The organism is Mycobacterium sp. NGS51, assembly GCF_059812525.1.
Map to the genome: position 1 here is coordinate 209,165 of NZ_JCALCV010000004.1, position 18,455 is coordinate 227,619.

The following is an 18,455-nucleotide window of genomic DNA, read 5'->3' on the forward strand; positions in this document are numbered from 1 at the left end:
GGGGCCGAAGCGATGAGGAGAAGCGGCGCATATGAAGGGCAGGACGCTGCTGTGGCTTTTCGCGATCGCGGTGCTGGCGGTGGTGATCGCCTATCAGGTGCTGGCATCGTCGGCCGGTGATCGCGCAGAGGAGTTCGCCGCGCGCGCCGACGTCCCGACGGTGCAACCCGGCGTCGACGCACTGGCCGGCATTGCGCTGGTGCCCAGCAGGATCCATCGCTATGACTATCGGCGCGAGGCGTTCGGCGACGCCTGGACTGACGACAACGACGCGCCCGATGGGCACAACGGATGCGACACCCGCGACGACATCCTCAACCGTGATTTGGTCGACAAAACCTATGTTTTCATCAAACGCTGCCCGGACGCCGTGGCGACCGGCACGCTGCACGACCCCTACACCAATGCCACCGTCGACTTTCGGCGCGGCGCGCGGGTGGGTGCGTCGGTGCAGATCGACCACATCATCCCGCTGGCGCTGGCCTGGGACATGGGCGCCTATGCCTGGCCGTTTCCCCAGCGGCTGCGCTTCGCCAACGATCCGGCCAACCTGCTGGCGGTGGCCGGAAAGGCCAACGAGGACAAGAGCGATTCTCAGCCGGCGTTGTGGATGCCGCCTAACACCGCGTTCTGGTGCCAGTACGGCATGCAGTTCATCGCCGTGCTGCGTGGTTACGCGCTGCCCATCGACGAGGCGTCGGCCGAGGTGCTACGTCAGGCGGCAGGCAAGTGTCCGATCGGATAGCGATGGCTCTACATCATCAGCCCGAACATAATCGCTATGCCGGCGGCGATGAACGCCTGACATAGCAATCCCAACTGCGCCAAACCCGGGTGTGCTGGCTGTGTGGTGTGCGACAGCGGGTTCGTCCTACACGCCACGAAGTAGCGGTAGAGCCAGTACCCCGTCGCTATCACGAACCCGGCGGTCGCGCTCCAGTTGACCGCGGCGATCCACCCGGGTTCGGGCCCAGTCAAAAACATCTCCTGTCCTCGCATGTCCATCGGGGGCATCTCCATTCCCAGCGAGCCCGAATGGATGTGAGCGGATGAGTTACTTGTCTGGCCCGGCAGGCTGCCATCCATCACTGCGTACATCCACGCCATCGCCGCCATCATCACGGCGTTGTAGGCGTTGGCAAGTCGGTCAGGGATACCGCAGGACACCCGCCTGGCCGCAAACATGAACCAAACCGCCGCCAGCAGGAAGAAGGCTGTCGGTGCGATGTTGGGGAGGTCGATGGCGGCACGCCACGCCATCTCAACCATTGCCAGCGACATCGCTAGGTGCAACAGGTGATCGATGGTGCCGGTCCATCGACCATGGTGCGCGACAAGGATATACAGGTACCCGGAGATGCTGATGCCGAACAGGGCAGTGACGATCCAGCGCAGCGCGAGGTCGGCGGTCAAGAAACCGGACCCCGAGTCGGAGGGGGCACGGCTACCGGCGGATCGCAGCCGGTGCGGCGGCCGCGTCGACCCGAGTGGTAACCGAATCTCCGCGCGCCGCATGGGCACTCGACTCCGGATGGAGATCCAGCCGGCGCAACAGTTGTGCGTTGAGCGCGACGATGACCGTCGACAGGGACATCAGGATTGCGCCAACCGACATCGGCATCACAAAGCCCACGGGGGCCAGCACACCGGCGGCCAGCGGTACCGCAATGAGGTTGTATCCTGCGGCCCACCACAGGTTTTGCTTCATCTTGCGGTAGCCGGCCGCCGAAAGTTGGATCACCGACAGCACCGAACGCGGGTCGGAGCTGGCCAGGATCACACCCGCTGAGGCGATCGCCACGTCGGTGCCCGCGCCGATGGCGATACCGACATCCGCCTGCGCCAGGGCCGGAGCGTCGTTGACACCGTCACCGACCATCGCGACCTTCCAGCCTTCAGCCTGCAACTCCGATACCTTGGCCGCCTTGTCCTCAGGCCGGACCCCGGCGAATACCCGGTCGATGCCGAGTTCGCCGGCGACCGAGTGTGCGACGGTCTCGGCGTCACCGGTGATCATGACCACCTGGATACCCAGCCGATGCAGCGCGTCGACTGCCTGGCGTGACTCCCGGCGCACTTCGTCGGCGAGCGCCAGCGCCCCGATTACAGCGTCGTCGCAGAGCACATGAAGGATCGTGGCGCCATCGTCACGCCAATGCGTAGTTGTCGCTAATTCCGCAAGCCGGGCCTCCTCGAGTAGCCGCGGACCGCCAACCCGGATGCGTCGACCGTCGACCGTCGCGATGACCCCGACCGCGGGAGACGACGCGAAATTCGTTGCGGCGGAAACACTCAGACTTCGCTCGCGGGCTGCGTGCACGATCGCGCGAGCCAGCGGATGCTCGGAATCAGCCTCGGCCGCGGCGGCCAGCGCCAGCACCTCGTCCTCGTCGTAGCCGTCGATGGTCGCGACACCGACCACCGCGGGCTCCCCCTTGGTCAGAGTGCCGGTCTTGTCGAACAGCACCGCGGTGACGGTGCGCATGCTCTCCAGCGCGAGGCGGTCCTTTACCAGGACGCCGCCGCGAGCCGCCCGCTCGGTGGCGATGGACACCACCAGCGGGATGGCCAGGCCCAGTGCATGCGGGCAGGCGATCACCAATACGGTGATTGTCCGGATCACGGCTTGGTCGGGATGGCCAAGGAACCCCCAGACGATCGCGGTGAGCACACCGGCGCCCAACGCGAACCAGAACAACCAGCCCGCCGCTCGGTCGGCCAGGAGTTGCGCGCGCGACGACGAACTCTGCGCCTCGGTCACCAGTCGCTGAATGCCGGCTACCGCGGTGTCGTCACCGACCGCGGTCACTTCCAGGCGCAACCCCGAGTCGGTCGCCACGGTGCCGGCAACGACGTGATCGCCGACCGTGCGTCGCACAGTGCGTGACTCGCCGGTCACCATCGACTCATCCATCTCGGCCGCGCCATCGGTGATCCGGCCATCGGCCGGCACACTCCCACCCGGACGGACGACCACGACGTCGCCCACCTCTAGCTCAGCGGGGGTCACGCTGACGACGGAATCACCCTCGACACGCTCGGCCTCGTCCGGCAGTAATGCGGCCAGGGAGTCAAGCGCCGATGTCGTCTGTGCCAGCGAGCGCATCTCGATCCAGTGCCCGAGCAGCATGATGACGATCAGCAGGGCCAGTTCCCACCAGAAGTCGAGCCCGTGTGCCACCCAGCCCAGGGTCGACGCCCACGACGACACGAACGCCACCGTGATCGCGAGCCCGATCAGCAGCATCATTCCCGGTGCCCGCGACCGGATTTCGCTGACAGCACCGGTCAGGAATGGTTGGCCGCCCCACGCATACATGATGGTGCCGAGTACCGGCGACACCCATGTCGAGCCGGCGAAGCTGGGCACGGTGTAGCCGATGATCGTGGCGAACATGCCCGAGAGCCCCACTGTGGGGATCGCCAGCACCAGCATCGTCCAGAACAATCGGCGGAACTGTGCAACATGGTCGCCGTGACCCGCATGCCCCTGATGCGACTCGTGCCCGGCATGGTCGACATGGCTGGTCTGCGGCTCGGTCATGCCAGCCACTATATACCCCACTGGGGTATATAGTGAGGCTGACGGAATCGGTGGCCCGGATTACACGCCGGTGTAGGTCAGCGGATCCTCACGCACCCGGGTGCCGTCGTTGAGCCCGTTGAGGGCATCCATGTGCTCGGTGGCCAACTCGAAATCGAACACGTCGAAGTTTGCCGCGATGCGTTCGGGCTTGCTTGATCGGGGGATGACGACATTGCCCAATTGCAGGTTCCACCGGATCAGCACTTGCGCAGGTGTCCGGCTGTACTCGCCGGCTATCGACGTCACCGTCGGATGGTCCAGCAGCCTGCCGACCGCCAGCGGGCTGTAGGCCTCGGTGACGATGTTTTGCCGGGCATTGACCTCGCGCAACTCGACCTGGCTGAGCAGTGGGTGCAGCTCGATCTGATTGACCGCCGGTGTCACAAAGGTGAGGTCGGTGACCATCGACAGATGCTCCTCGGCGAAGTTGCAGACGCCGATCGACCGGGTAAGGCCGTTTCCGCGGGACTGGATCAGGCCGCCGAAGCTATCCACATATTTGCCCAACTGCGCAGCCGGCCAATGGATCAGATACAGGTCGACATACTCGAGGCCCAACCGTTCCAGGCTGGCGTGGCAGGCCTCTTGTGAGGTACTGAAGCCCTGGTCGGCGTTGGCCAATTTGGTCGTGACGAACAGTTCGGCGCGCGGAATCCCCGACGCTGCGATCGCGCGGCCGACGGCGGCCTCGTTGCCGTACACCGCCGCGGTGTCGATCAACCGGATCCCGATCTCCAGCGCCGCCGATACCGCGCGTTCGGTCTCGTCGTCCGACAATTCCGCGACGCCGAGGCCGAGCACCGGCATTGTGTTCTCGTCATTGAGTAATACGGAAGGGATAGAAGGGCCAGCGGCGCCCGTCATCGTCTCACCTGCCTGTGAAATTGAAGGTACGTGGATCAGGACCAAGCCGGGTCCCGTCGTCGAGCGAGGAGATCGACGCCATCTGCTCTGCGCTGAGTTCGAAATCGAACACGTCGAAATTGCTCACAATCCGCGAAGGGTTTACCGACTTCGGGATCACGATATTACCGAGTTGGATATGCCACCTAATCAACACCTGGGCAGGCGTGCGGCCGCAGCTGTCGGCGACGGCGGTAATGGTCGGGTCGGTGAGCAGCGAGCCCTGCCCGAGCGGGCTCCAGGCTTCGGTCGCGATGCCCAGGCGGGCGTGGACTTCCCGCAGCGCCATCTGAGGCAGCCGTGGATGCAGTTCCACCTGGTTGACAGCGGGCACGATGCCGGTGGCATCGATCAGAACCTGCAGGTGCTCGGGCTCGAAATTGCTCACCCCGATGGACCGGATCCGGCCCTGGTCGCGGAGGTTGGCGAACGCCTTGAAGGTGTCGACGAATTTGTTGAGCTCAGGCAGCGGCCAATGCACCAGGTAGAGGTCGAGATAGTCGATTCCGAGCCGATCCATGCTGGCGTCGAAAGCCGCCAATGTGCTGTCGTAGCCTTGGTCGGCGTTCCACAACTTGGTGACCAAGTAGAGTTCGTCGCGGGGCACACCGGAATCCGCTACCGCACGCCCGGTCTCACGTTCATTACGGTAGGCCGCCGCTGTGTCGATATGCCGGTAACCGGCTCGCAGGGCGGCGCCCACCGCCTGCTCGGTGTCCGCAGGTGGAATTTGGAAAACACCGAATCCGACCGCCGGAACGCAATTACCGTCGTTCAGCCTGACTAGGGGAGCAGCCATGACAAGGAGTCTGCCAGGCCGCCTGCAGAACACCGCTACCAACATCGGCGTCAAGATCATCCCCTGGATCCCGACCCGCGCCAAGCGACTGCTGACCGGCGGCCGTTCGGTCACCATCGACGGCAACACACTGGATCCCACACTGCAGCTCACGCTGGCTGCGCAACGCGCGGCGCGGATCAACAGCCTGGTCGTCGACAACGACCCGAGCGCCTCGCGGGCCCAGGCACGGATGATGTCCCTCGGGTTCGGTGGATCGCAGATTCACGTCGAAGTCACCGATGTGTTGATACCGGGACCGGCCGGCGACATTCCGGCCCGCCATTACCGCCCGGCCAGCACCGAGCCGGCGCCGCTACTGGTCTTCTACCACGGCGGTGGCTGGGTGATCGGCGACCTGGATACCCATGATGCGCTGTGCCGGTTGGCTTGCCGCGACGCCGATATTCACGTGCTGTCGATCGACTACCGGCTGGCGCCTGAGCACCCGGCGCCGGCCGCGGTCGACGACGCCTATGCGGCCTTCCAATGGGCACATGAGCACGCTGGCGAACTCGGCGCCTTCCCCGGCCGGGTCGCGGTCGGCGGCGACAGTGCGGGTGGCAACCTGGCGGCGGTCGTCTCACAGCTGGCACGCGACGACGGCGGCCCGGCCCCGGTGCTGCAGTGGCTGATCTACCCGATCACCGACCACACCCTTCCGACCCGCTCACGCACCCTCTTTGCCGACGGTTTCGTGCTGACCAAGCACGATATCGACTGGTTCCATGAGCAATACCTCGGCGGTTCTGGCGTCGAACCGGACGACGCGCGGGTGTCGCCATTGCAAGCCGACAACCTGTCGGGGCTGCCGCCCACGCTTATCGCGATCGCGGGCTTCGACCCATTGCGCGATGAGGGCGAGCGCTATGCGAGGGCCCTGCAAGCCGCCGGCAACGCCGTCGACCTGCGTTGCTTCCGATCACTTACCCATGTATTCGCGAATCTGTTCCCGCTCGGCGGCGGCAGTGCGACCGCGACGACCGAACTGGTCTCGGCGCTGCGCGCCCACCTCAGCCGGGTCTGAGCTCCGTTACTCTAGTGTCGATCGCCAGCGCCATCGACAACGGAGGATCAGCAAACCTGTGGCCGACAAACCGAAACGCCCCGCCTATGACCTGAAGAAAGCCGGACGGCGACGCGACATCGCGATCCGGACCGGGCTGACGGCGATCGTGCTGATCTTCGCCGTCGTGCTGGTCGGCTACATCGTCATCTCGCACGACAAGAAGGGTGACCGCGAGAGCCGGGCGGTGCGGGTGACCTCGAGCGCGCTGGTCACCAAGGACGGAACCAAGGACCCCAAAGCCGTCGTGTCGTTCTACGAGGACTTCCTGTGCCCGGCGTGCGGCAACTTCGAGCGGACGTTCGGTCCGACGGTGTCCAACCTGATCGAGTCCGGCGCGATCGCCGCCGACTATTACATGGTGGGCATTCTCAGCAGGCCGCAGAACGACGACTATTCGACGCGGGCCGGATCGGCGGCCTATTGCGTCGCCGACGAGTCCATCGACGCCTTCGGCCGCTTTCACGCCAAGCTGTTCACCAAAAACGTGCAGCCCGAGGAAGTGGGTGGCACCTACCCGGACAATGCGCGATTGATCGAACTCGCCCGCCAGGCCGGTGTGGTCGGCAAAGTTCCCGATTGCATCAATAGCGGCAAATATGCCCCGATGGTCGACGGGATGGCATCGGCCAGCGATATCCATGCCACCCCGACTATCCGCATCAACGGTCAGGATTACGAGTGGTCGACGCCTGACGCCCTGGTCGCCAAGATCAAAGAGATCGTCGGGAATGTGCCGGGCCTCGACACGGCGGCGAGTCCGCCGGCGCCGTGACCACCGCGGTGTCGGCGCAACCCGGTGAGCCGCTCGAGGATTCGGCGTCCAACGTTGCGGTAGCGGCCAGCAGCGCGTGGTGGGTGCTGATCGCCGGAGTGGTCGGGCTGATCGCCTCGGGGACACTCACGGTCGAGAAGATCCACCTGTTGATGAACCCGTCGTATGTGCCGTCGTGCAACCTCAATCCCGTGCTGTCATGCGGCTCGGTGATGGCGACCCCGCAGGCATCGCTGCTCGGCTTCCCCAATCCGTTGATCGGGATCGTCGCTTTCAGTGTCGTCGTGGTCACCGGTGTGCTGGCGATCGCCAAAGTGGCCCTGCCGCAGTGGTATTGGATCGGACTGGCGCTCGGTAGCTTGGCCGGCACGGGATTCGTGCACTGGTTGATCTTTCAGAGCCTGTACCGGATCGGGGCGCTGTGTCCGTACTGCATGGTGGTGTGGGCGGTCACCGTCCCGCTGCTGGTGGTCGTCGGGTCGATCGCTTTCAATCCTGCCGACGGGGGCCCGGTCGTCCGCGCGCTCTACCATTGGCGGTGGTCGCTGACCGCGCTCTGGTTCACGGCGCTCATTCTGCTGATCTTCACGCGGTTCTGGGATTACTGGTCGACACTTCTCTAGAACGAAGGGGCGCGCGTGATTTCCAAAGTGCTGGTCGCCAATCGCGGTGAGATCGCGATCCGCGCCTTCCGCGCCGCCTACGAACTGGGCGTGGGCACCGTCGCGGTCTACCCATACGAGGACCGCAATTCGGTGCACCGGCTCAAGGCTGACGAGTCCTACCAGATCGGCGATGTCGGACATCCGGTGCGGGCCTACTTGTCCGTCGACGAGATCGTCGAAACCGCCCGCCGCGCAGGCGCCGACGCGGTGTATCCCGGATACGGATTCCTGTCGGAGAACCCCGAATTGGCAGACGCCTGCGCACGGGCCGGGATCACGTTCGTCGGCCCGAGCGCCGCGGTGTTGGAGCTGACCGGCAACAAATCCCGCGCGATCGCGACGGCGCGCGAAGCGGGCCTGCCCGTGCTGATGTCCTCGCAGCCGTCGGCATCGGTCGACGAGTTGGTGGCCGCCGCCGGCGATATGCGGTTCCCGATGTTCGTCAAGGCGGTCGCGGGTGGCGGCGGCCGCGGGATGCGTCGCGTGGACGACATCACCGCGCTGCCTGAGGCCATCGAAGCGGCCAGCCGCGAAGCCGAATCGGCGTTCGGAGATCCGACGGTTTATCTCGAGCAGGCAGTGATCAACCCGCGCCACATCGAGGTGCAGATCCTGGCTGACACCCACGGAAACGTCATCCACCTCTACGAGCGGGACTGCAGTGTGCAGCGTCGCCACCAGAAAGTCATCGAACTGGCGCCGGCGCCGAACCTCGACCCGCATGTTCGGGAGAAGATCTGCGCCGACGCGGTCGCCTTCGCCCGCCACATCGACTACAGCTGCGCGGGAACCGTGGAGTTCCTGCTCGACGAGCGTGGCGAGCATGTCTTCATCGAAATGAATCCGCGCATCCAGGTCGAACACACCGTCACCGAGGAGATCACCGACGTCGACCTGGTTTCCAGCCAGCTGCGCATCGCCGCGGGGGAGACTCTCGACGACCTGGGCCTGCGCCAAGAGGCGATTCGGCCGCACGGCGCAGCGCTGCAGTGCCGGATCACCACCGAAGACCCGGCCAACGGGTTCCGGCCCGACACCGGACGAATCAGCGCCTACCGCAGCCCGGGCGGGGCGGGCATCCGGCTGGACGGCAGCACGCATCTGGGTGCGGAGATCAGCGCGCATTTCGACTCCATGCTGGTCAAGCTGACCTGCCGGGGCCGTGACTTTTCGACGGCGATGAACCGTGCCCGGCGCGCGCTGGCCGAGTTCCGGATCCGTGGTGTGTCGACGAATGTCCCGTTTTTGCAAGCAGTGTTGGACGATCCGGACTTTCGCGCCGGCCGCATCACCACGTCGTTCATCGATCAACGTCCGCAACTGCTGACGGCGCGTGCGTCGGCCGACCGCGGCACCAAAATCCTCAACTACCTGGCCGACGTCACCGTCAACCAGCCGCATGGCGCTCGGCCGTCGACGGTGTACCCGCACGACAAGCTGCCCGAGGTCGACCTCGAGGCGGCCCCGCCGCCGGGCTCCAAGCAACGGCTGGTCGAGTTGGGGCCGGAGGGTTTTGCGCGCTGGTTGCGGGAGTCCGCAGCAGTCGGGGTCACCGAAACCACCTTCCGCGATGCCCACCAGTCGCTGCTGGCCACCCGGGTGCGGACTCTCGGGCTGCTCACCGTGGCGCCCTACATTGCGCGGCTCACACCGCAATTGCTGTCAATGGAGTGCTGGGGCGGCGCGACCTACGACGTGGCGCTGCGCTTTCTGAAGGAGGATCCCTGGGAGCGGTTGGCGGCACTGCGTGAAGCGCTGCCCAACATCTGCCTGCAGATGTTGCTGCGTGGCCGCAACACCGTGGGCTACACGCCGTACCCGGAAGTTGTCACCACGGCTTTCGTCGAGGAAGCCACCGCAACCGGAATCGACATCTTCCGGATCTTCGACGCGCTCAACAACGTCGAGTCGATGCGTCCGGCGATCGACGCGGTACGCGAAACCGGTTCTGCCATCGCAGAAGTCGCGATGTGCTACACCGGCGACCTGGCCGATCCGGATGAGAACATCTACACGCTGGATTACTATCTCAAGCTCGCCGAGCAGATCGTCGATGCCGGCGCACATGTGCTGGCCATCAAGGACATGGCCGGGCTGTTGCGGGCACCCGCCGCGACAGCACTGGTGAGCGCATTGCGGAGTCGCTTCGACCTGCCGGTGCATGTGCACACCCACGACACCCCGGGCGGGCAGCTGGCCAGCTATGTCGCGGCCTGGCATGCCGGGGCCGACGCTGTCGACGGTGCGGCCGCCCCATTGGCGGGAACGACCAGCCAGCCCGCGCTGAGTTCGATCGTGGCTGCGGCCGCGCACACCGAATACGACACCGGGCTGTCGCTTGCTGCGGTGTGCGATCTGGAGCCGTACTGGGAGGCGCTGCGAAAGGTGTACGCCCCCTTCGAATCCGGGCTGCCCGCACCGACCGGCCGGGTCTACGACCACGAGATCCCCGGCGGCCAGTTGTCCAATTTGCGTCAGCAGGCCATTGCGCTGGGTCTGGGCGATCGTTTCGAAGAGATCGAAGTCAATTACGCCGCCGCCGATCGGCTGCTGGGCCGGTTGGTCAAGGTCACGCCGACCTCGAAGGTGGTCGGCGACCTCGCACTGGCGTTGGTCGGCGCCGGAGTCAGCGCCGAGGAATTCGCCTCGGAGCCGGCCCGATTCGACATCCCCGAGTCGGTGCTGGGTTTTCTGCGTGGCGAGCTGGGTGATCCGCCCGGCGGCTGGCCGGAGCCGCTGCGCACCGCGACGCTGGCCGGCCGCGCGCCCGCCAAACCCGCACCGGAGCTCTCCGCAGAAGACGAGGCGGTGCTGGCACAGCCGGGGCCCAAACGACAGGCCACCTTGAACCGATTGCTATTCCCCGGTCCGACAAAGGAATACGAATCGCATCGGGAAGCCTACGGTGACACGTCGCAGCTGTCGGCCAACCAGTTCTTCTACGGTCTGCGCCAAGGCGAGGAACACCGCGTCCAACTGGAACCGGGTGTGGAACTGCTGATCGGGCTGGAGGCGATTTCCGAACCCGACGAGCGCGGCGTGCGAACGGTGATGTGCATCATCAACGGCCAACTGCGACCGGTGGAGGTGCGTGACCGCAGCATCGCCAGCACGGTGCCGACGGCAGAAAAGGCCGACCGTGGCAATTCCGGTCATGTCGCGGCGCCCTTCGCCGGCGTCGTCACTATTGGCGTGTCCGAAGGCGACCGGGTGAGCGCCGGGCAGACCATCGCAACCATCGAAGCGATGAAGATGGAAGCGCCGATCACCGCCCCCGCCGATGCGACGGTCGAACGGGTGGCGGTATCGACCACCGCCCAGGTGGAGGGCGGTGACCTGCTGGTGGTGCTGCGCTGACCCGCATCATCGGCGGTATGGCCGGGGGCCGGCGCATCGCGGTGCCATCGCGGGGAACCCGGCCAACCACCGATCGGGTCCGCGAATCGCTGTTCAACGTGTTGACGGCCAGGATCGATCTGACCGGCATGTCGGTGCTGGACCTTTACGCGGGCTCGGGTGCTTTGGGTTTGGAGGCGTTGTCGCGGGGCGCGGCGTCGGTGCTGTTCGTCGAGTCCGATCGGCAGGCCGCGGCCGTCGTCGAGCGCAACATTGCGGCCCTCGGACTGCCCGGCGCGACACTGCGCCGCGGAAACGTGTCGACGGTGGTGGCAGCCGGCGCCGCCACGCCGGTCGACCTTGTGCTGGCCGATCCGCCCTATGACGTCGACGCCACCGACATCGAGGCGCTGCTGGATGCACTGACCGATTGTGGGTGGACCAGCGCCGGAACCGTCGTTGTGCTGGAGCGGGCCGCCGGCGCCGTTTCGGTGACATGGCCGGCCGGCTGGCGGCCCTGGCAGCAGCGGGTTTACGGCGACACCCGGTTGGAGCTTGCCGAGCGGTCCTGAGCCGGCGTGTAGCGTCGTGAGCCATGAGTGGCGCGGTATGCCCAGGATCCTTCGACCCGGTGACGCTGGGGCACGTCGACATCCTCGAGCGCGCGGCCGTGCAATTCGACGAGGTGGTGGCCGCCGTACTGGTCAACCCGAACAAAAAGGGCATGTTCAGCGTCGACGAGCGAATCGCGATGATCGAGGAGTCCACTTCGCATTTGGCGAATGTTCGGGTGGAGTCGGGCGAGGGCCTGGTGGTCGACTTCGTCCGGTCGCGCGGGCTCACCGCGATCGTCAAGGGGCTGCGCACCGGCACCGACTTCGAGTACGAGTTGCAGATGGCGCAGATGAACAAGCACATCGCCGGCGTGGACACGTTTTTCGTCGCGACCACGCCGCGGTATTCCTTCGTGTCGTCGTCGCTGGCCAAGGAGGTCGCGTCGATGGGCGGTGACGTGTCGGAGCTGCTGCCCGAACCCGTCAACCGTCGGCTGGCCGAAAAGCTATCGCGCGGTAGGTAATTCGTTACGGAACGTCGTCATCCTCGCCGTCGCCTTCGCGCAGGAGCCGCTCGGGGTGGTGGTAGCTGTTGGTTCTTGGTTGGCCGTGGTCGAGGTGTGGGGGTGGGATCCATTCGGTGTCACCGTTTTTGAGTTTGCGGGTTTTCCATCCGCCGGAGGTGACTAGTTTGTGGTGGGGCCCGCATCCCAGGGTGAGATCGTCGATGTCGGTTTCCCGGCACTGGGCGTAGTCCGTGACGTGATGAACTTCGGTGAGGTAGCCGGGCACGTCGCAGTTGGGGAAGCTACACCCACGATCTTTGGCGTGCAGCACGATTCGCTGCCCCAGTGAGGCCAGTCGCTTGGTGTGGTAGAGGCCGATCGCTGTGCCCTTGTCGAAAATCGACAAGTAATGGTGGGCATGGGAGGCCAGGCGGATCACATCGCTCATCGGTAGCAGGGTGCCCCCGGCGGTGAGGGCTTTACCGGTGCCGGCTTGCAGTTCGGCCAGCGTGGTGGACACGATGATGGTGGCGGGTAGTCCGTTGTGCTGACCCAGATCACCGGAAGCCAACAGCGCGCGCCCGGCAGCATTGAGCGCGTCGTGATTGCGTTGGCCAGCGCTGCGGGTGTCGCCCTGGATAGCTTCCTGCGACGGCGTGCCGCCGAGACACGGCGTGGAATCCTCCGGGTTGCACATGCCCGGGGCGGCAAGCTTGGCCAGCACGGCATCCAGGGTGGCGCGCGCCTCGGGGGTCAAATACCCGGTGATCGGGCTCATCCCGTCGACGTCCTGTTTGCCGAGCGTGAGGCTGCGGCGCCGGGCCCGATCATTGTCAGTGAAATCACCATCGGGATTGAGGCAGTCGGTGAGTCGGTCGGCCAACTTGCTCAAGTCATCGGGGCGATGCTCGCCCGCCAGCTGCGCCAGGTGCGCTTCAGCGCGCTGGCGGGTTTCCACGTCCACGGCATCGGGCAGCCGGTGAAAAAAGCTGCGGATCACCGCCACATGCCCGGCCCCGATGCGTCCGGCGCGCTGGGCGGCGGCGGTCGCCGCCAAAACCGGCTCCAACGGTTCGCCGGTCATCGCCCGGCGTGACCCCAGGTCGGCGGCCTCACCGATACGCCGTGAAGCGTCGGCGCGGGTGATCTGTAACCGCTCGGCCAACGCAAACGACAGCTTGCCACCCAGCTCGGCTTCGTCGGCCTGCTCGCCGAGTTGGTTGATCAGCGGATGTTCGACGGCGGGCAGCTGGCGGCGCAGCGTTTCGGTGCGCTGCAGCATGACCAGCCGCTCGGGCGTGGTCAGCCCGTCGAAGCAGAGGTCCAGAGCCCGTTTGAGGTATGTCGCCAGCCCGTCGAAGACCTCGTCGATCTCTTCCCGGCTACTCGAACGCATATTCGAATCATACCTGAAGACGGCGACAAGCGCTGTGGTTATCTACAGGCAAAACTACAGTGACACAAGTGGTTTGAGGGAAACAAGTGGTGAAAATTCGGGGAGCTGACGACCATGCCCAAGGTGTGGCCGGAACGTCTGGCAAAGGAAGGGGCGGGTGGCCGGCCGGCCGTGCGCGGGCCACGTTGCCGCGAGACCCCACTGGCCGACATAATGACGCCAAGTGTGCAGGTGAGCGGCATAGCAGCCAATGTCCGACACACCGGGCACGGCAACCCAGTCACAGAAGCAACACCAGGCACACTGGTAACAACAAACGATGCCGGAAGGGTGTTGCCGTGTACCGAGTTTTTGAAGCCCTGGACGAACTGGGCGCGATTGTCGAAGAAGCCCGCGGAGTACCGATGACGGCCGGCTGCGTGGTTCCGCGCGGTGACGTGTTGGAGTTGATCGACGACATCAAGGACGCCATCCCCGGTGAGTTGGACGATGCCCAGGATGTGCTCGACGCCCGCGATTCGCTGCTCCACGACGCCAAGACCCACGCCGAGTCCATGGTGTCCTCGGCGACCACCGAATCCGAGTCGATGCTCAACCACGCCCGCTCGGAGGCCGATCGGATCCTGTCCGACGCCAAGTCGCAGGCCGACCGGATGGTGGGCGAGGCGCGCCAACACAGCGAGCGGATGGTTGGCGAAGCTCGCGAGGAGGCGGTCCGCATCGCGGCCGCGGCCAAGCGCGAGTTCGAGGCCACCACCGGCCGGGCCAAGGCGGAATGCGACCGATTGGTCGAAGAGGGCAACATTTCCTACGAGAAGGCCGTGCAAGAGGGCATCAAAGAGCAGCAGCGGCTGGTCTCGCAGACCGAAGTCGTGGCGTCGGCCCACGCGGAGGCCACCCGGCTCATCGACTCCGCGCACGCCGAAGCCGACCGGATGCGCGGCGAGTGCGATATCTACGTCGATGCCAAGCTCGCGGAATTCGAGGAGTACCTCAACGGCACGCTGCGCTCGGTCAACCGCGGTCGACACCAGCTGCGGACCGGGGCCGGCACCCACGACTACGCAACGCGTTAGTTCGGATTCGGACCCCTGCCTGCCCCGCCCGTAAAATCGCGGGCATGCCTAGGCAGCACAGCTCGACACGGCACCGGCAGCCAACGTCACCGCTCGCGATCAACGTCGCGCGGCTGCCGCGACGGCCGGGGGCGATGTTCTCGCTGCATGACACCGTGGCCAGCCCGTCGCGCATCGGGCTGGACTTGATCGCAATCGAGCGCGGGGCGCCGATGCAGCTGGATCTGCGGGTGGAGTCGGTGTCCGAAGGCGTGCTGGTGACCGGCACGGTGGCCGCGCCCACCAGCGGCGAATGCGCTCGTTGCCTGAGGTCGGTCACCGGGCAGGTGCAGGTTGACCTGACTGAGCTGTTTGCTTACCCGGACAGCGCCACCGACGTGACCACCGAGGACGACGAGTTCGGCCGCGTCGTTGACGACATCGTCGACCTGGAGCAGCCCGTCATCGACGCCGTCGGGTTGGAACTGCCGCTGTCGCCGGTGTGCCGCACGGATTGCCCGGGGCTGTGCCCGGACTGCGGGGTTCCGCTGGCCACCGCCGAACCCGGCCACCACCACGACCAGATCGACCCGCGCTGGGCCAAGCTGGCGGGCATGGTGCGCCCGGACGAGGACGCGGCGCAGTCGTGAACAGTCTGCTCGAGGCGCTCGGGACGGACCTGCCCGACGAGCTGCTGACACTGGCGCTGACGCACCGCAGCTACGCCTACGAGCACGGCGGGCTGCCCACCAACGAGCGCCTGGAGTTCCTCGGCGACGCGGTGCTGGGACTGACCATCACCGACGAACTTTTTCGCCGCCACCCCGACCGTTCGGAGGGCGATCTGGCCAAGTTGCGATCCAGCGTGGTCAACACCCAGGCGCTTGCCGACGTCGCACGTGGGCTGACCGACCAGGGGCTGGGCGCCCACTTGCTGTTAGGCCGCGGCGAGGCCAACACCGGCGGCGCCGACAAATCGAGCATCCTGGCCGACGGGATGGAGTCGCTGCTGGGCGCGGTCTACCTACACCACGGGATGAACACGGCCCGGCAGGTGATCCTGCGGTTGTTCGGTGGGCTGCTGGACGCCGCGCCCACGCTGGGCGCCGGCTTGGACTGGAAGACCAGCCTGCAGGAGTTGACCGCGGCGCGTGGCTTGGGCGCGCCGTCATACCAGGTCACCTCCACCGGGCCCGACCACGACAAGGAGTTCACCGCCGTCGTCGTCGTCATGGAGACCGAGTACGGCACCGGTGTGGGTCGATCCAAAAAGGAAGCCGAACAGAAGGCCGCTGCAGCAGCCTGGACTGCCCTCGACAGCGCGTGATGTAGATGCCCGAACTCCCCGAAGTCGAGGTGGTGCGACGCGGGTTGGCCGACCATGTGGTCGACAAGACGATCACCGCGGTCCGGGTGCATCATCCCCGCGCGGTGCGGCGCCACGAGGCCGGCCCGGCCGACCTCACGGCGCGACTGCTCGGCGCACGGATCATCGGCACCGATCGCCGCGGCAAATATCTGTGGCTGACGCTGGACGGCGACCAGGCGCTGGTCATCCACCTGGGGATGAGCGGACAGATGCTGCTCGGCACTGTCCCCAATGTCGGCCATTTGCGGGTCGCCGCGGTGCTCGACGACGGGACCACGATGAGCTTTGTCGACCAACGGACGTTCGGCGGGTGGCTGCTGGCCGACCTGGTGACTGTGGACGGCAGCGTGGTGCCCGCGCCGGTGGCGCATCTGGCCCGTGACCCGCTCGACCCGCGATTCGACGTCGCTGCTGTCGTTAATGTGTTGCGGCGCAAGCATTCCGAGATCAAACGCCAGCTGCTCGACCAATCCGTGGTGTCGGGTATCGGCAATATCTATGCCGACGAGGCGCTGTGGCGGGCCGAGGTGAACGGAGTCCGCCTCGCCGACGGTTTGAGCCGACCGAAGCTGACAGCGGTGTTGGCGGCGGCCGCCGAGGTGATGCGTGACGCGTTGGCTCAGGGCGGCACCTCGTTCGATGCGCTGTATGTCAACGTCAACGGCCAGTCCGGCTACTTCGACCGGTCGCTGAATGCTTACGGTCGCGACGGCAAACCCTGTCGGCGCTGTGGTGCGGTGATCCGCCGGGAGAAGTTCATGAACCGCTCGTCGTTCTACTGTCCGCGCTGCCAGCCCCGCCCGCGCTGACTCCTGTTTGGCCGGGCGCGAGCGTGCGCTATCCCGGGCGACACGCCGGGCAAATTACCGGGAACACGCACGCTCGCGCAGAGGGCGTCAGTCGAAGATGTCGCGGCGCACCGATCCCGGGGGCGCGTCCGGGTCGACGAACCATTCCCGAGCGAACAGCAGGCCGAACACCTGAGGTGGTAGGCGCAGCAGCACCCCGAACATGCGCGCGGCCGCACCGGTGCTGCCGATCTGCGAGCGATGAGCGGCCAATGCATCCCGCTTCTGCCGTGCAAAACGGAAAACGTCGATCCGGTGGGTGATGGTTGCCCGCGGAGCGTATGCGGTGCGGACGACGTCCGGCTCGTACGGCGCCGGCAGGCGCAGCACCCGAGCGAGATCGCTGATCCGGCACAGCCATTCCCGGGGCATCGTCACCTCGAGCACTCTCGGCGTGCCAGCGAGTTCGGCCGCCCGCTTGCCGACATGGTGGACCTGCACATGATCACGATGGTGATAGCCGCCGTTGGATTGGTAGTTCAGCAGCAGGTCCGCATTTTCGGCGCGAAGTATCGCCGCCAGTCGCTGCGCCGCCTCCTCGACATCCGCTCGTCCGAACCGGACTCGTCCGGGCGGGTCAGGGTAGAAGTCGGGGCCGTATCCGCTGTCGGCATAGCCGAGACACTCGACCCGATGCGCCCCGAGAATGCCTGCACTCGACCGCAATTCGTCTAGGCGAGGTCTGTCTTCGGCATTATCCATATGACCGTCGGTTGCCGTGACGACAACCACACGGTTCCCGGCCGCGGCCGCTCGCGCCAGCGTGCCACCGGTCAGGATGACCTCGTCGTCGGGGTGGGCGTGGAATGCGACGACGGTGGCCATGGATTGCAGTATTACCCGACCTTGTCGATTGCCGCACACGGTAGAACTGACCCATGACGCAACTGTGGGTGGAACGCACCGGGGTCCGTCGCTACACCGGACACAGCTCGCGGGGCGCACAGGTCCTCGTCGGGTCCGAGGACGTCGACGGAGTGTTCACACCGGGGGAGTTGCTGAAGATCGCGCTGGCGGCCTGCAGCGGAATGGCCAGCGACCAGCCGCTGGCCCGGCGTCTCGGAGACGACTACCCGGCCACCATCAAGGTCTCCGGCGTGGCTGACCGTGAGCAGGAGCGGTATCCACTGCTGGAAGAGACCCTCGAGCTCGACCTGTCCGGCCTGGACGCCGCCGAAAAGGCACGGGTGCTGACAGTTGTCCAGCGCGCCGTCGACCAGGTCTGCACGGTCGGACGCACCCTCAAATCGGGCACCGACGTGATATTCGAGGTGACCAGTGGCTGAGGTTCGGCTCACCGCCTGGGTGCACGGCCAGGTGCAGGGCGTGGGCTTCCGCTGGTGGACCCGCAGCCGGGCCCTGGAACTGGGTTTGACCGGCTACGCCGCCAACCGGCCCGACGGGCGGGTCCAAGTCGTCGCGCAGGGATCGCGTGACGCCTGTGAACAGCTGTTGCAGCTGTTGCAATCCGGCAAAACACCTGGCCACGTCGACAACGTAGTTGTCGATTGGTCGCCGCGCGGCGAACCGATCAGCGGATTCACCGAAAGGTAGTCTG

Annotated in this window: 19 protein-coding genes; 13 read left to right on the plus strand and 6 right to left on the minus strand. The window is 66.0% G+C overall.

The window, feature by feature from the left end:
• Nucleotides 1–31: 31 nt before the first annotated feature.
• Nucleotides 32–745 carry an HNH endonuclease family protein gene (locus tag AC5Y5W_RS07150; protein WP_500009132.1) on the plus strand — a complete coding sequence of 238 codons (714 nt, stop codon included), beginning with the start codon at nucleotides 32–34 and terminating at the stop codon, nucleotides 743–745.
• Nucleotides 746–753: 8 nt separating this feature from the next.
• Here AC5Y5W_RS07150 and AC5Y5W_RS07155 read toward each other — a convergent pair whose 3' ends face one another.
• From AC5Y5W_RS07155 to AC5Y5W_RS07170, 4 genes are read right to left on the minus strand one after another with little or no spacing between them, the layout of a single operon-like run.
• Nucleotides 754–1,413 (minus strand): DUF5134 domain-containing protein, encoded by a 660-nt coding sequence (locus tag AC5Y5W_RS07155; protein WP_500009133.1) that lies wholly within the window; start codon nucleotides 1,411–1,413, stop codon nucleotides 754–756.
• A gap of 31 nt (nucleotides 1,414–1,444) precedes the next feature.
• On the minus strand, nucleotides 1,445–3,544 hold the full coding sequence (locus tag AC5Y5W_RS07160) for a heavy metal translocating P-type ATPase (RefSeq protein WP_500009134.1): 2,100 nt from the start codon (nucleotides 3,542–3,544) through the stop codon (nucleotides 1,445–1,447).
• 60 nt (nucleotides 3,545–3,604) lie between these two features.
• Nucleotides 3,605–4,450, minus strand: coding sequence for an aldo/keto reductase (locus AC5Y5W_RS07165; protein ID WP_500009135.1), 846 nt, complete (start codon nucleotides 4,448–4,450; stop codon nucleotides 3,605–3,607).
• Nucleotides 4,451–4,454: 4 nt separating this feature from the next.
• Entirely contained in the window at nucleotides 4,455–5,288 is an 834-nt protein-coding gene (locus tag AC5Y5W_RS07170; RefSeq protein ID WP_500009136.1) for an aldo/keto reductase, read from the minus strand.
• Here AC5Y5W_RS07170 and AC5Y5W_RS07175 point away from each other — a divergent pair.
• The 6 genes from AC5Y5W_RS07175 to coaD are packed head-to-tail and all read left to right on the plus strand — an operon-like array spanning nucleotide 5,287 to nucleotide 12,247.
• Nucleotides 5,287–6,354: an alpha/beta hydrolase gene (locus tag AC5Y5W_RS07175; protein ID WP_500009137.1), complete on the plus strand. Its 1,068-nt coding sequence runs from the start codon at nucleotides 5,287–5,289 to the stop codon at nucleotides 6,352–6,354. The two genes, AC5Y5W_RS07170 and AC5Y5W_RS07175, sit on opposite strands and share 2 nt — an antisense overlap.
• A 58-nt stretch (nucleotides 6,355–6,412) precedes the next feature.
• Nucleotides 6,413–7,168 (plus strand): DsbA family protein, encoded by a 756-nt coding sequence (locus AC5Y5W_RS07180; protein WP_500009138.1) that lies wholly within the window; start codon nucleotides 6,413–6,415, stop codon nucleotides 7,166–7,168.
• Nucleotides 7,165–7,791: a vitamin K epoxide reductase family protein gene (locus tag AC5Y5W_RS07185; RefSeq protein ID WP_500009139.1), complete on the plus strand. Its 627-nt coding sequence runs from the start codon at nucleotides 7,165–7,167 to the stop codon at nucleotides 7,789–7,791. Before AC5Y5W_RS07180 ends, AC5Y5W_RS07185 begins: the two co-directional genes overlap by 4 nt.
• Before the next feature lie 15 nt (nucleotides 7,792–7,806).
• On the plus strand, nucleotides 7,807–11,190 hold the full coding sequence (locus AC5Y5W_RS07190; RefSeq protein ID WP_500009140.1) for a pyruvate carboxylase: 3,384 nt from the start codon (nucleotides 7,807–7,809) through the stop codon (nucleotides 11,188–11,190).
• On the plus strand, nucleotides 11,187–11,741 hold the full coding sequence (gene rsmD, locus AC5Y5W_RS07195; RefSeq protein WP_500009345.1) for a 16S rRNA (guanine(966)-N(2))-methyltransferase RsmD: 555 nt from the start codon (nucleotides 11,187–11,189) through the stop codon (nucleotides 11,739–11,741). The genes AC5Y5W_RS07190 and rsmD overlap by 4 nt, the downstream gene beginning before the upstream one ends.
• 23 nt (nucleotides 11,742–11,764) lie before the next feature.
• On the plus strand, nucleotides 11,765–12,247 hold the full coding sequence (gene coaD, locus AC5Y5W_RS07200; RefSeq protein WP_500009141.1) for a pantetheine-phosphate adenylyltransferase: 483 nt from the start codon (nucleotides 11,765–11,767) through the stop codon (nucleotides 12,245–12,247).
• Nucleotides 12,248–12,251: 4 nt separating this feature from the next.
• Here the strand turns inward: coaD and AC5Y5W_RS07205 are convergent, their stop codons facing one another.
• Nucleotides 12,252–13,625 carry an HNH endonuclease signature motif containing protein gene (locus tag AC5Y5W_RS07205; RefSeq protein ID WP_500009142.1) on the minus strand — a complete coding sequence of 458 codons (1,374 nt, stop codon included), beginning with the start codon at nucleotides 13,623–13,625 and terminating at the stop codon, nucleotides 12,252–12,254.
• Nucleotides 13,626–13,963: 338 nt separating this feature from the next.
• On the opposite strand from AC5Y5W_RS07205, the gene sepIVA reads away from it, so the two are divergent.
• The 4 genes from sepIVA to mutM are packed head-to-tail and all read left to right on the plus strand — an operon-like array spanning nucleotide 13,964 to nucleotide 16,858.
• A complete protein-coding gene (gene sepIVA, locus AC5Y5W_RS07210) occupies nucleotides 13,964–14,701 on the plus strand; it encodes a cell division protein SepIVA (protein ID WP_500009144.1) in 738 nt (245 codons plus the stop codon).
• A gap of 44 nt (nucleotides 14,702–14,745) precedes the next feature.
• On the plus strand, nucleotides 14,746–15,330 hold the full coding sequence (locus tag AC5Y5W_RS07215) for a YceD family protein (protein ID WP_500009145.1): 585 nt from the start codon (nucleotides 14,746–14,748) through the stop codon (nucleotides 15,328–15,330).
• Nucleotides 15,327–16,007 (plus strand): ribonuclease III, encoded by a 681-nt coding sequence (gene rnc, locus AC5Y5W_RS07220; RefSeq protein WP_500009146.1) that lies wholly within the window; start codon nucleotides 15,327–15,329, stop codon nucleotides 16,005–16,007. Before AC5Y5W_RS07215 ends, rnc begins: the two co-directional genes overlap by 4 nt.
• 5 nt (nucleotides 16,008–16,012) lie before the next feature.
• Entirely contained in the window at nucleotides 16,013–16,858 is an 846-nt protein-coding gene (mutM, locus tag AC5Y5W_RS07225; RefSeq protein ID WP_500009148.1) for a DNA-formamidopyrimidine glycosylase, read from the plus strand.
• 87 nt (nucleotides 16,859–16,945) lie between these two features.
• Here mutM and AC5Y5W_RS07230 read toward each other — a convergent pair whose 3' ends face one another.
• Nucleotides 16,946–17,722, minus strand: a complete 777-nt coding sequence (locus AC5Y5W_RS07230) for a PIG-L deacetylase family protein (protein ID WP_500009149.1) — start codon at nucleotides 17,720–17,722, stop codon at nucleotides 16,946–16,948.
• Between the two features lie 53 nt (nucleotides 17,723–17,775).
• Here AC5Y5W_RS07230 and AC5Y5W_RS07235 point away from each other — a divergent pair, with 53 nt between their 5' ends.
• Together AC5Y5W_RS07235 and AC5Y5W_RS07240 are read left to right on the plus strand one after the other, a co-directional pair.
• Nucleotides 17,776–18,183, plus strand: coding sequence for an OsmC family protein (locus tag AC5Y5W_RS07235; RefSeq protein ID WP_500009150.1), 408 nt, complete (start codon nucleotides 17,776–17,778; stop codon nucleotides 18,181–18,183).
• Nucleotides 18,176–18,451, plus strand: coding sequence for an acylphosphatase (locus AC5Y5W_RS07240; RefSeq protein ID WP_500009151.1), 276 nt, complete (start codon nucleotides 18,176–18,178; stop codon nucleotides 18,449–18,451). The genes AC5Y5W_RS07235 and AC5Y5W_RS07240 overlap by 8 nt, the downstream gene beginning before the upstream one ends.
• Nucleotides 18,452–18,455 lie beyond the last annotated feature (4 nt).